Below are 11,041 nucleotides of genomic sequence, written 5' to 3'. Positions count from 1 at the left end.
ACATTTGTCAGAAAACAAGGAACGCCGAATGAAACAATCCATGATTGCTCTGGCATTGGGCGCAGCCCTGGTCGCCCCGGCCACATTTGCCGCCGATCACGCACACGGTAACGACCACCAGAGCCATCCGATACAGATCAATCACCCCTGGAGCCGGCCAACACCGCCGGGTACCCCCATGGGCGTGGGCTATATGGCGATCACCAACCACAGTGAACAGGCCATCACCCTGGTGGGCGCAGAAACCCCTAGAGCCGGCAACGTTTCGATTCACGAAACTTCCATGCATGAGGGGGTCATGCGTATGCAGCCGGTAGATGGTGGTCTTCTCATACCCGCCGGCAAAACCGTGGAGTTAAAGCCGCACAGTTATCACCTGATGCTTGAAAGGCTGCCTGAGCCGCTGGTTGAGGGCGAGAGAATTCCGGTAAGACTGGATTTTGATGGCGCGGAAGACCTGAATATCGAACTGATGGTGCGCCCCCTTGACGGTGCCCCGGCGATGAACGACCACGCCGGCATGAAGCACTAACCACTATTCTTCTCAGCGAAATCCGGTAACGCTCAACGCTTTACGCAGACAAACAGTGCGTTTCCGGATTCGCCATCCCAGGGCACGATGCGTTCGTAGTCGTGCTCGAAGATGGTCACGTCGAACCAGGGCTGTAACAGGGTGGCCAGCTCCCGGAAGCTCAGTGCCACCATGGGGTGCTCATCCTGCCAGGATTCACTGATGCCATTGGTGGTGCGATCAATGCTAAGCCGGAGCGACTGCCGTTCACCACTGCCGACGTAATGCCAGCCAGACCGAAAGGTAAACTCACTGCCATCGTGCCGGGCGGAGTGGCTGACATACAGGTTGTTGTTGATTCGGGTCTTGTCTACGGCATTGAAACAGAACAATCCGTTGGCTGATAACGCCTGGTGGGCGCTTTCGATACAGCCCTGAAGCTTCTCGATACCATCGCTGTAATGAATGGAGTACAGGAAGCAGGTAATCAGATCAAATGGACTATCAAACCGGAATTCGCACATATCCCGAACACTGAAGACGGCTTCCGGGCAACGCTCCTCGGCTACATCCAGCATGGGCTGATTAATATCCAGCCCTTCGCACTGGTAACCGAGGTTCAGGAAATGCCGGATGTGCGGCCCGGTGCCACAGGCCAGATCCAGATGACGCCTGCCGCCATTGCCAAATAGCTGATGTAACCGCTGTATCCCGAGACTCTGGGCCGGGTAATCGATATCGGCACACATCAGATCGTAGTAGCCCGACAAGTCGGTATATAAGGCGTTGATGGACAAGGGAAAGCCTCTGCAGAAATCAACTGGATCACCTCTGGCGAACAGCAGCTGCAGACGGGCATGGCGCAGCGGGCGGGCGTTTTGAGGGTGGCGTATGGTAGCGAAAAGGTGCGGGAGCGGGTAGCCACCCTCGTAGATGTACTACACCGGCTTGTCTGAGTGCCCCAGTGAGTGCTCCGGGGCAATCTGATCCCGCACCAGCTGTTTCAGTTGCTTGATATCCGGGAAGCCCCCTTGCTCCTTACGGGACCAGATTCGGGTATCGTTTACCCAGACTTCAAAGATGCCGCCGGAGCCGGGTTTCAAGGTGAGCTCGTCGACCATGCCGTCGAAGGTGGTCAGCAGTTCCTGCGCCATCCAGGCGGATCTCAGCATCCAGTTACAGCCGGTGCAGTAATGGAGAGTAATGCGCGTTGCCATACGGTAATGCTTCCTGCATGAAGAAATCGATCAGCCATGCTATCAAATGAAGGGGACAGTTTCTTTCTCCAGAGGGAATGGTATGGCGTATTGGCTGGTGGATAGCCCCGGTTCCGGTGATGGCTGCCGGGATGCGGATTTCTGGTTGCCCTATCTGCGCGAGCAGGGCATCGAGAACGTAACCGAGTGCAGGCTGGATGAGGCTGAACAGTGGCTGCGCCTGGTGACTGGCAACGACGTACTGTTGGCCGCGGGTGGGGATGGCACTGTGAACGGTGTGGCCGGTCTTTGCCTGCGCACCGGCGCGACTCTCGCGGTTCTTCCCTCGGGAACCGCTAATGATTTTGCTCGCAACCTGGGTATTCCGTCTGAACCGGCAGAGGTGGCCCGTCTGGTGGCGGACGGTAGCACCGAGATGATTGATGTGGCGGAGTTTGATGACCGCATCTATCTCAACGTGGCCCACATTGGCCTGGGCACTTTGCCTTCACGCCAGGCCAGTTCACCCACCAAAAGGTTTCTTGGAAAGTTCAGTTACATGGCCACACTGTTCCGACAACTGGGCGCCCAGCGGGGATTCCACGCCCATATACGTACTGATCGTTCTAATCTGGGTGGTCGTTGGCTATCGATTGCCGTTGCCACGGGGGCCTATTTCGGTGGCGGCCATGAAATACCGGAGGCCTCTGCGAACGATGGTTTGCTGGATGTCATTGCCGTTAAACCGCGCCCGTTGCCGCAGCTGTTACTTGCATTTTTGATGGTGCGCCTGAACCGCAAGACGCCGCGCCGGACCAGCACCGTGATCCAGATCAAGGGCAAGTGGTGCCACGTAGAAACCACCCGCGCCAAGACGGTAACGGTGGATGGCGACGTGGCCGGCAAGACCCCGTTTCGCGCAACCTGCCGGCCTGAGGCTATCCGGGTGATCGGCAAGCGGGTGATCCACACCGGCGAGCCGGCGCCCGCCGGTTAGGCTGACAGCCCGGCTTTGCGGGCCCTGGCCGCGTGCAGCTTCTTGTAGCTCTCGATCATCTTCAGGTGCCGGTCCAGACCGCGCAGGTCCATGCCGGTTTCTTCCAGGCCAAAGAAGCGGACCGTACCGTTAATCGAGCCCACTACGGCATCCATTACCTCGTCACCAAACATCCGGCGGAAGTTGTACAGGTAGTCGTCCAGTTCCAGTTCTTCGTTCAACGTGGCTTCCAGAGCCGCGTTCATGGCCTGATAGAATAGGCCGCGCTCAACGGTGTTGTCATTGAATTGCAGGAACATCTCCACCAGCTCCTGGGCCTCTTCAAGCTCGCCCAATGCCAGGTAGATCAGCAGTTTCAGTTCCAGAATGGTGAGCTGGCCCCACACGGTGTTTTCATCGAATTCGATGCCGGTGAGGGTGACGATGGTCATGTACACATCCAGCTCGGCCTCTTCCAGGCGCTGTACCAGATTGGCCAGTTCGTCTTCACTCAAACGGTGCAGGTTGAGGATGTCTTCGCGGAATTCCAGGGCCATGTTGGTGTTGTCCCACACCAGGTCTTCCACCGGATACACCTCGGAATAGCCCGGCACCAGGATTCGGCAGACCGGCGCGCCGAGGTCTTCGAACACTGCCATGTAGCATTCCTTGCCCATGTCCGCGAGGATGCCGAACAGGGTGTCGGCTTCTTCTTCGTTGCTGCCGGAGAAATCCCATTCCACAAAATCGTAGTCGGATTTGGCGCTGAAGAAGCGCCAGGACACCACGCCGCTGGAATCGATAAAGTGTTCAACGTAGTTATTGGGCTCGGTCACCGCCATGGAGTTGAAGGTGGGCGCCGGCAGGTCGTTCAGACCTTCAAAGCTGCGACCCTGCAGCAGCTCGGTCAGACTGCGTTCCAGGGCAACGTGGAAGCTGGGGTGTGCACCGAAGGAAGCAAACACACCGCCTGTTTTGGGGTTCATCAGGGTGACGCACATCACCGGAAACTGACCGCCCAGGGAGGCATCTTTCACCAGTACCGGAAAGCCCTGTTCTTCCAGGGCCTTGATACCTTCGACAATCTCCGGGTACTTGGCCAACACGCTCTCGGGAACATCCGGCAGGGCGATTTCGTTCTCAATGATCTCTTTCTTGACTGCCCGTTCGAAGATTTCTGACAGGCACTGTACCTGCGCTTCCTGCAGGGTATTACCGGCGCTCATGCCGTTGCTCAGGTACAGGTTCTCGATCAGGTTGGAGGGGAAGTAAACTGTCTCTCCGTCTGACTGACGCACATACGGAATGCTGCAGATACCACGCTCGGGCGTGCCCGAGTTGGTGTCGAACAGGTGCGTGCCCAGTAGTTCGCCGTCCGGATTGAAAATCTCCTGGCAGTAGTCATCCAGAATGCCGTCCGGCAGCTCGCCTTCCGGGCCGGGCTGGAACCATTTCTCGTTCGGGTAGTGCACGAACTCGCTGTTCGCGATGTCCTGGCCGAAGTACTGGTCGTTGTAGAAGAAGTTGCAGTTCAGCCGCTCGATAAACTCACCCAGGGCCGAACACAGGGCGGCTTCCTTGGTGGCACCCTTGCCGTTGGTGAAGCACATGTGGGCCGCGGTGTCGCGCACGTGCAGAGACCACACGTGGGGCACGATGTTGCGCCAGGAGGCAATCTCGATCTTCATGCCGAGATCCGAGAGGATGCCGGTCATGTTGGCAATGGTCTGCTCCAGGGGCAGATCCTTGCCCTCGATATAGGTGTTGCCGTCGCCGCCCGGGGCTGCGGTGAGCAGGGCCTGGGCGTCTTCGTCCAGGTTTTCCACCACTTCAATCTGGAACTCCGGGCCGGTTTGCACCACCTTTTTGACGGTGCAGCGGTCGATGGAGCGGAGGATGCCCTGGCGATCCTTGTCGGAAATGTCTTCCGGCAGTTCCACCTGAATCTTGAAAATCTGCTTGTAGCGGTTTTCCGGGTCTACAATGTTGTTCTGCGACAGGCGGATGTTATCTGTGGGAATATCCCGGGCGTTGCAGTAAACCTTTACGAAGTAAGCCGCGCACATGGCAGATGAGGCCAGGAAGTAGTCAAACGGGCCGGGCGCCGAGCCATCGCCTTTGTAGCGGACGGGCTGGTCTGAGACGACGGTAAAATCGTCAAACTTGGCCTCAAGCCTCAGGTTGTCGAGATAATTGACTTTGATTTCCATGGGCAGCTTACCGGATTCAGAAATATGAGCAGTTTACGCGGAGTAGACGAGGTAATCCCCGATGCGCGGGATGGTCTCACAAAAACGGAACGGACGATACTTTACGTCCTGAGCGAAACCCAGAAGGAGTTAGGCGGGCGCAATGTACCTACCGTGATGCTCTATGGCCGGGTACTGGAATACGTGAATATCAGCGAGGAAGAGCTGCATCTTTACCTGGATCGTCTTGGCGTCAAGGGAAACGGCCCAGGCGGCTGATCATCAAAACTGGCAGGCACGCATGTGCTCCGGTTCGATCCGGTAAAATCGGCACAGGGCAGCGTAGACGTCAGGTTGTTCACGCTTCAAGTGCTGCGGTTGTTGATAGAAGGCCTCGGTCAGCACCGCGAAAAACTCGGCTGGTTCGGTGGCGCCGTAGGGATCAAGCCAGGGTTTGTGGTGGTGTTCCAGCCTGTGCTGCAGGTGGTCCCAGGCTTCGGTCATGGTTTCCTGCCAGCGCGCCGCCTCATCGCCACTCAGTGGTGGTGCGCCGTCTGCAGTGCCATCCAGGTAGTCCAGCTGATGGGCGAATTCATGGAGAATCACGTTGTGCGGACCATGAGGATTGGCGATGGCTTGTTCACACTGGCTCCAGGCCAGAATCACCCGGCCGTGGGACCAGGCCTCTCCGGCCCGGGTTTCGTCACTGGTGCTGACCACGAGGCCATCGCTTTCGGTGTCCTGTACCCGGTAAATATCGGGATAGACCAGGATGCTTTTAACGTCATCGTATTCGTAAAACCCGCGTTCAAGCAGCAAAAGGCAAGCATGGCCGGCAATGGTCACTCGCACCCGATCATCGATTTCAAAACCGGCACATTCGTAGAATTCCTTCTCCGAGATAAAGAGCTGAACCAGATTCTCCAGCCGGGTTTTGTGGCTGTCGGAGAGCCAATTATAGAGCGGCACATTTTCCTGAAGGTGGTGCCTCCAGAGTGCAGGGAACGGTTGTTGCAGTTCGCGCCGGCGTCGCCAGTTGCGGTAGAAAAACAAATAGAACAGCGAGCCGCCAATCAGGGCACTGGCGATAACAGCAAAAACAAGCGGTGCGGACATTGGTAACTTCCCTGTGAATGTCCGGCCAGTCTACCGCAAGCTTCAGCGAACCACGAAAACCGAAATGTCGCTGTGTTTGACGATTTCTGCCCCGTTAGAGCGCAGAAGGTGCCAGGTGTCGCCGAGGCCCGGTGCATGGGAGGCCATGATTACCAGATCGGCCTTGGTATCCTTGATCGCGCCCAGTAGTATTTTATCCAGCTCAACGGCGGTATCGACCGATTCCAGCACCCTGGATTCGGTCTGAATGCCGTGGCTCTTGCCCTGTTCCTCGGCAAACTCCGTGAGTTTGTCGGCCAGTTCCTTCGGGTTGTGGGCCGCGGCTCCCGGGGTACTGTTGGTGACTGTCACGTAGCACAGGCTGGCCTGGTAGTGTTTGGCCATGTCGATGGCGGTGTTCAGGGTTTTGGGTATCTTGTCGAGATGGGCAAGATCGACGGGAACCAGTATTTTCTGATACATGCGTCCGTCTCCTGTGGTCAGAATTTGATCTGTACTCTTCAAGTCTGGACCATGACCTCAGGATGCTGCAAATCGGGAGGATGCGATGAAGTATATTTTCGAGGTCACGGTGAAAGACGGGCACTCTGCCGAGGAGTATGCCGATGCCTGGGTCCGGGCCAGTGAGCTGATTCAGCAGGCGCCCGGTGCCCGTGGTACCGAACTACACCGAAAGATTGGTGAGCCGAACAAGTTGATCGCTATCGCCAGCTGGGACAGCAAGGCCGACCGCGATGCCATGGATGCCCGGAAGGACCCGAGGATCGCGGAGATCATTAAAAGCGCCGCTCCGTTTGTTGAGATTCGGCCTTTGGGTGAATTTGAAGACCCTGAATGGGTGGTACTGCCGCCAGGCCAGAATAGCGACTGATTAGCTGTGATCAACTTTGTGTAGCTGGAAGTCTTTCTCCAGACGGTAGGTGTCAAAATCCCGGGCCAGGAAAAGGTGGCCCGTGTAATGCTGCAACGCCTCGGCGGCGAGCTGATTGATGTGCGGTGTGCCACCCGGGGCCGATTGGTAGCGGGAGCTGAAGTGGGTGAGTACCAGATTGGGCAGCTTCGTTGCCTGTGCGAACCGGGCCACCTGCTGCGCCGAGCTGTGTTGGGGCCAGGGGCCAACCCGGTCTGCGACATCCTGGGTGTAGGTGGCCTCGTGAATCAAGACGTGGGTGCCTTGGCAGGCATTTTTCAGCAGTTCCGGGGTGTCGTTGTCACCGCCGACAATGATTTTTCGCGCGGTTCTGGGAATGTGAGTGTAATCGTCGCTACGCAGCAGGCGCCCATCATCCAGTAGAACATCTTTGCCTTTCTGCAGGTCACCCCATTGAGGGCCAGGCTCTATGCCATCAGCAACCAGTTTCTCCTTTTGCAGCTGACGTTCCAGGTTGCGCTCTGTGAATACGTAGGCCCGGCAAGGTACCCGGTGTGAAAGCGCCACGTTGGTAACACCCAAATGGTCATCCTGCCAGTAAAAACCCGGAGCTTCCGAGTTGATGAAGTTCAACGGATAACTCAGGCTGGAGTCACTGTTTTCGATGACCGCATCGATAAACCGGCGTACCTGTGGCGGCGCAATGATGTCCAGAGGCTCGGTGCGACCCAGCATGGAAGCGCTGGTAAGCAAGCCCGGTAGCCCGAAGATGTGGTCACCATGGATGTGGGTGATGAAAATGGCGCGCAACTGCATCACCGAATACCGTGTGCGCATCAGCTGGTGCTGGGTGCCTTCACCGCAGTCCACCAGATACCAGGGTTTGGGCCCCGACAGGCAAAGCGCCAGGCCGGTGACGTTGCGTGACCGGGTTGGTGTTCCGGCCGATGTGCCAAGGAAAGTGAATTCCATCGTGCCTCGTTTCGCGGTAATGTGCACCCTAATAATACGAAACCATGCTCTCAGATGATACGGGATCCATCATGTCTGAACTCGCCAACTACGAAAGTTTCAATATTGAAGTAAAAGACCACATCGCCCACGTTCAGTTCAGTCGCCCCGAGGCGCTGAATACCATGAACAAGGCATTCTGGCTGGAGCTGCCGCGCTGCGTTCAGGACATTGAAGCTAATACCGATGCCCGGGTGATTGTGATCTCCTCGACCGGAAAGCACTTTTCCGCAGGCATGGATCTGGGCGTGTTCTCGGATCCGAAATCCGTGCCCATGAGTGGTGACCCTGGCCGTATGGCGGAGAACCTGCGAAGAGTCGTACTGCAGCTGCAGGATACTCTGAGCTCTCTGGAGAAAGTACGTCTGCCGGTGCTGGCTGCCGTGCACGGGGGCTGTATTGGTGGGGCTCTGGACCTGGTGTGCGCTGCTGACAGCCGGTATTGCACCTCCGATGCCTATTTCACAATCAAGGAAACCGAGCTGGGCATGACAGCTGATGTGGGCACGCTGCAGCGGCTGCCTAAACTGATGCCTGAGGGCGTGGTGTGTGAGCTGGCTTATACGGGCCGCAAATTCGGTGCTGAAGAAGCCCATCGCCTGGGTTTCGTGAACTCGGTATACGAGACTCAGGAAGCGATGCTTGAGGGCGTGATGTCCATTGCCGCCCAGATCGCTGCCAATTCGCCGCTGGCGGTGACCGGCTGTAAAGAAATGATCAACTTCAGCCGCGATCACAGCGTAGAAGACAGCCTCCGCTACATGGCCACATGGCAGTCCGGCATGTTCCGCCCTACGGACATGATGAAATCCTTCCAGGCCAAGGCCCAGAAGCAGGCGCCCGCCTACGACGATCTGTTCCCGGTCAAGGGCCTGTTCGAAAACTGAGTTATGGCCCAAGGTCGCGCCAAACTATCCATCACCGCCGCCCTGTTGTTTCAGGGCGGTATTGGTTTGGTAGGCTGGATCGCGATCTGGCTGTTCGATATTCCGTTAATGCTGAACGGCCTGAATCTGCTGGAAATCCTGCTGTATGGGATCCTGGGCGCTGGCACCACCTACCTTGTGCTATTGCTGCTGACTCAGCTCTCCTGGCTGTTCCCTGATGATCTTGGTTCGCAAATGCAGGCCCTTTACCGTTTCGCGGCGAGTTATCGCTGGCCGGTATTGCTGACCTTGTGCCTGCTCGCCGGGGTGGGGGAAGAACTGTTGTTTCGTGGTGCAGTGCAGGGCTGGCTAATGCAGCACACCGGGCCCTGGACAGCCTTACTGGCGGCCTCTGTGTTGTTCGGGTTGGTGCACTATGTGTCGTTTACCTATTTTCTGGTAGCGACGTGTCTGGGCCTGATTCTTGGTGGCGCTTACCTGGTATGGGGCAGCTTGCCCATGGTGATGGTCTGGCATGCGGTTTATGACATGCTCGCACTGTACTGCCTGCTGAACTATCCCCAGTGGTTCAATGTGAAACCTTGATGTTTCCAGTCTAAATAATTCAAACGGTCGTATGAATTTTCGTTGAAAATGCAGTGTGGCTGTAAGAGGATAGCCAGCTACACAGTTTTCAGGCTGATTCTCAACCGTTTGGATGTTCCTATGAATTCAACCATTCGCCGCTGGTTTGCCAGTGCCGGCGCCCTGCGCAGAGTGCTCTCTACTTTCGCCCCTTACCTGGGGGCAGGTATTAAAGTCACTCACATTGCTGATGACTTCAGCTCTGCAACGGTGGAAATGCGTCAGCACTGGTACAACACCAACTACGTGGGCACGCACTTCGGCGGATCTCTCTACAGCATGGTTGACCCAATGTATATGCTGTTACTGATGCGCCGACTGGGCAACGATTACATCGTGTGGGACAAGTCCGCGAGTATTGATTTTATCCGCCCCGGCAAGGGCGTGGTAAAGGCCCGCTTCGAGCTGACCGATGCGCGTCTCGAGGAAATACGCGAAGCCACCGCTGATGGCGACAAGTACCTGCCGGAGTGGTATGTCGACGTTGTGGACGAGGCAGGAACGGTCGTTGCCCGAGTCCATAAGGTGCTGTACGTCAGGCGAAAGCCGGCAGAGTAATGCCGGCACCAGCCCACTAAGGTTGTTCCACTTTCTTCAGAAAAGCCGCGATGTCGTCGAATGCCTCGTCTGCCTCAGGCAGCAGTGGCGTGAAGATGTGCCATACATGCACCATGTTCTGCCAGGTGTGAAGCTCCACCGGTGAACCCTGGGCTTTTGCCTTGGCGGCGTAACGCGTGGCGTTGTCCAGCAGCATTTCCGTGGTGCTTGCGTGGATAAGCACGGGTGGCAGCTTGTTAAGCTCACCCCGCAGAGGTGATGCAACCGGGTTGGTGGGAGAGAGTCTGAACGCGGCAAGTGTTCCCCACCACAACACGGGCAGCGGGATTTTGGACAAACCACCAAACACCGGGCCCAGGAGTGGGTCCGTGCGAATATTCTCGCGATTGCTAGGCGCCGTCAGCGTGAGATCCGTGGAGGGTGACAGGGCAACGGCGGCATCGGCCTGCCGCAGGCCATTGTCGCGAATCCACGCCAGCAGTGACAGGGTATGGCTGCCGCCCGCCGAGTCTCCGGCAACCACCATAAAGTCGACGGGCGCTTCGCCGTCCGGGCCATGATTCAGCAGCCATGCATAGGCCTGGCGGCAGTCCCGAATGCCATCCATGAACCGGTGTTCGGGCATGAGCCGGTAATCAACCGCAAAAACGGCAGCATTGGCAATCCGGGAAAAACGGTCGGTAATCGCCCGGTGACTGCGAGGGCTGCCAGCAGCCCAGGCACCGCCGTGAATATAGAGCACACGTCGGCGGGAATCGGCCCCGGGCGCCAATATCCATTCGCCACGTGGATGATCCTGATGCCGGATGTCCGATTCGATATCCACGCCTTCACCCAGGCTGTCCAGATGGTTGCGGAGGGCGATCAGCCGGGCTTTGCCCTTCAGTCCGCGGGAGGCGCGCCCCATGTCCTTGATGCGTTCGATGACCTCATCATGAGCCGGGTTTGGAGCAACTTCCTTGATAACCCAGTCCTGGCCGTCGTACTCGGAAAGATCCTTTACCCGGAAGATCAGCAGTGTGATCAGGACAACAAGAGTAACGACAGCGAGCAGAAACCAGAGCATGGACAATCCTTGGGGCGCGAGACACAGGGCATGTGG

General features: G+C 57.3%; 14 protein-coding genes. 7 read left to right on the top strand and 7 right to left on the bottom strand.

Features of this window, described 5'->3' with window-relative positions:
• Positions 1-28: 28 nt before the first annotated feature.
• The gene (locus Q675_RS24690; protein ID WP_022992942.1) at positions 29-532 is read left to right on the top strand and encodes a copper chaperone PCu(A)C; all 504 of its coding nucleotides are present in this window, start codon (positions 29-31) and stop codon (positions 530-532) included.
• 32 nt (positions 533-564) lie between these two features.
• Here Q675_RS24690 and Q675_RS24685 read toward each other — a convergent pair whose 3' ends face one another.
• Together Q675_RS24685 and Q675_RS24680 are read right to left on the bottom strand one after the other, a co-directional pair.
• The gene (locus Q675_RS24685) at positions 565-1,308 is read right to left on the bottom strand and encodes a class I SAM-dependent DNA methyltransferase (RefSeq protein ID WP_011785650.1); all 744 of its coding nucleotides are present in this window, start codon (positions 1,306-1,308) and stop codon (positions 565-567) included.
• A gap of 141 nt (positions 1,309-1,449) precedes the next feature.
• The gene (locus tag Q675_RS24680; RefSeq protein WP_014420825.1) at positions 1,450-1,728 is read right to left on the bottom strand and encodes a SelT/SelW/SelH family protein; all 279 of its coding nucleotides are present in this window, start codon (positions 1,726-1,728) and stop codon (positions 1,450-1,452) included.
• An 82-nt stretch (positions 1,729-1,810) separates the two neighbouring features.
• On the opposite strand from Q675_RS24680, the gene Q675_RS24675 reads away from it, so the two are divergent.
• On the top strand, positions 1,811-2,704 hold the full coding sequence (locus tag Q675_RS24675; RefSeq protein WP_014420826.1) for a diacylglycerol/lipid kinase family protein: 894 nt from the start codon (positions 1,811-1,813) through the stop codon (positions 2,702-2,704).
• Here Q675_RS24675 and Q675_RS24670 read toward each other — a convergent pair.
• The gene (locus tag Q675_RS24670) at positions 2,701-4,893 is read right to left on the bottom strand and encodes an OsmC domain/YcaO domain-containing protein (RefSeq protein ID WP_023010847.1); all 2,193 of its coding nucleotides are present in this window, start codon (positions 4,891-4,893) and stop codon (positions 2,701-2,703) included. The two genes, Q675_RS24675 and Q675_RS24670, sit on opposite strands and share 4 nt — an antisense overlap.
• A gap of 24 nt (positions 4,894-4,917) precedes the next feature.
• Here Q675_RS24670 and Q675_RS24665 point away from each other — a divergent pair, with 24 nt between their 5' ends.
• On the top strand, positions 4,918-5,151 hold the full coding sequence (locus Q675_RS24665) for a hypothetical protein (RefSeq protein WP_023007969.1): 234 nt from the start codon (positions 4,918-4,920) through the stop codon (positions 5,149-5,151).
• A gap of 3 nt (positions 5,152-5,154) precedes the next feature.
• Here the strand turns inward: Q675_RS24665 and Q675_RS24660 are convergent, their stop codons facing one another.
• Together Q675_RS24660 and Q675_RS24655 are read right to left on the bottom strand one after the other, a co-directional pair.
• Positions 5,155-5,988 (bottom strand): zinc-dependent peptidase, encoded by an 834-nt coding sequence (locus Q675_RS24660; RefSeq protein WP_023010846.1) that lies wholly within the window; start codon positions 5,986-5,988, stop codon positions 5,155-5,157.
• A 42-nt stretch (positions 5,989-6,030) separates the two neighbouring features.
• Positions 6,031-6,450: a universal stress protein gene (locus tag Q675_RS24655; protein WP_023010845.1), complete on the bottom strand. Its 420-nt coding sequence runs from the start codon at positions 6,448-6,450 to the stop codon at positions 6,031-6,033.
• An 85-nt stretch (positions 6,451-6,535) separates the two neighbouring features.
• Between Q675_RS24655 and Q675_RS24650 the strand changes: the two genes are divergently transcribed.
• On the top strand, positions 6,536-6,859 hold the full coding sequence (locus Q675_RS24650) for an antibiotic biosynthesis monooxygenase family protein (RefSeq protein WP_022992939.1): 324 nt from the start codon (positions 6,536-6,538) through the stop codon (positions 6,857-6,859).
• On the opposite strand, the gene Q675_RS24645 is transcribed toward Q675_RS24650, so the two are convergent.
• Positions 6,860-7,831 (bottom strand): ribonuclease Z, encoded by a 972-nt coding sequence (locus Q675_RS24645; RefSeq protein WP_022992938.1) that lies wholly within the window; start codon positions 7,829-7,831, stop codon positions 6,860-6,862.
• A 71-nt stretch (positions 7,832-7,902) separates the two neighbouring features.
• On the opposite strand from Q675_RS24645, the gene Q675_RS24640 reads away from it, so the two are divergent.
• The 3 genes from Q675_RS24640 to Q675_RS24630 all read left to right on the top strand — a co-directional run bounded on the left by Q675_RS24640 (position 7,903) and on the right by Q675_RS24630 (position 9,939).
• Positions 7,903-8,757: a crotonase/enoyl-CoA hydratase family protein gene (locus tag Q675_RS24640; RefSeq protein ID WP_023010844.1), complete on the top strand. Its 855-nt coding sequence runs from the start codon at positions 7,903-7,905 to the stop codon at positions 8,755-8,757.
• A 3-nt stretch (positions 8,758-8,760) separates the two neighbouring features.
• Positions 8,761-9,342, top strand: a complete 582-nt coding sequence (locus Q675_RS24635) for a CPBP family intramembrane glutamic endopeptidase (RefSeq protein WP_022992937.1) — start codon at positions 8,761-8,763, stop codon at positions 9,340-9,342.
• 120 nt (positions 9,343-9,462) lie between these two features.
• Positions 9,463-9,939, top strand: a complete 477-nt coding sequence (locus Q675_RS24630; RefSeq protein ID WP_022992936.1) for a DUF4442 domain-containing protein — start codon at positions 9,463-9,465, stop codon at positions 9,937-9,939.
• 16 nt (positions 9,940-9,955) lie between these two features.
• Here the strand turns inward: Q675_RS24630 and Q675_RS24625 are convergent, their stop codons facing one another.
• Positions 9,956-11,005: an alpha/beta hydrolase gene (locus tag Q675_RS24625; RefSeq protein WP_022992935.1), complete on the bottom strand. Its 1,050-nt coding sequence runs from the start codon at positions 11,003-11,005 to the stop codon at positions 9,956-9,958.
• Between the last annotated feature and the right edge of the window lie 36 nt (positions 11,006-11,041).

This window comes from Marinobacter sp. EN3, assembly GCF_000475315.1.
GTDB lineage: Bacteria > Pseudomonadota > Gammaproteobacteria > Pseudomonadales > Oleiphilaceae > Marinobacter > Marinobacter nauticus.
The sequence above is the reverse complement of the archived record's forward strand: the minus strand, read 5'-3'. Positions and strand labels throughout refer to the sequence as shown.

Bases quoted from the DNA above. Each gene is read 5' to 3' on its own strand.
- Q675_RS24690 (WP_022992942.1), top strand. From the start codon at position 29: ATGAAACAATCCATGATTGCTCTGGCATTGGGCGCAGCCCTGGTCGCC.
- Q675_RS24680 (WP_014420825.1), bottom strand. From the start codon at position 1,728: ATGGCAACGCGCATTACTCTCCATTACTGCACCGGCTGTAACTGGATG.
- Q675_RS24675 (WP_014420826.1), top strand. From the start codon at position 1,811: ATGGCGTATTGGCTGGTGGATAGCCCCGGTTCCGGTGATGGCTGCCGG.
- Q675_RS24670 (WP_023010847.1), bottom strand. From the start codon at position 4,893: ATGGAAATCAAAGTCAATTATCTCGACAACCTGAGGCTTGAGGCCAAG.
- Q675_RS24665 (WP_023007969.1), top strand. From the start codon at position 4,918: ATGAGCAGTTTACGCGGAGTAGACGAGGTAATCCCCGATGCGCGGGAT.
- Q675_RS24660 (WP_023010846.1), bottom strand. From the start codon at position 5,988: ATGTCCGCACCGCTTGTTTTTGCTGTTATCGCCAGTGCCCTGATTGGC.
- Q675_RS24655 (WP_023010845.1), bottom strand. From the start codon at position 6,450: ATGTATCAGAAAATACTGGTTCCCGTCGATCTTGCCCATCTCGACAAG.
- Q675_RS24650 (WP_022992939.1), top strand. From the start codon at position 6,536: ATGAAGTATATTTTCGAGGTCACGGTGAAAGACGGGCACTCTGCCGAG.
- Q675_RS24645 (WP_022992938.1), bottom strand. From the start codon at position 7,831: ATGGAATTCACTTTCCTTGGCACATCGGCCGGAACACCAACCCGGTCA.
- Q675_RS24640 (WP_023010844.1), top strand. From the start codon at position 7,903: ATGTCTGAACTCGCCAACTACGAAAGTTTCAATATTGAAGTAAAAGAC.
- Q675_RS24635 (WP_022992937.1), top strand. From the start codon at position 8,761: ATGGCCCAAGGTCGCGCCAAACTATCCATCACCGCCGCCCTGTTGTTT.
- Q675_RS24630 (WP_022992936.1), top strand. From the start codon at position 9,463: ATGAATTCAACCATTCGCCGCTGGTTTGCCAGTGCCGGCGCCCTGCGC.
- Q675_RS24625 (WP_022992935.1), bottom strand. From the start codon at position 11,005: ATGCTCTGGTTTCTGCTCGCTGTCGTTACTCTTGTTGTCCTGATCACA.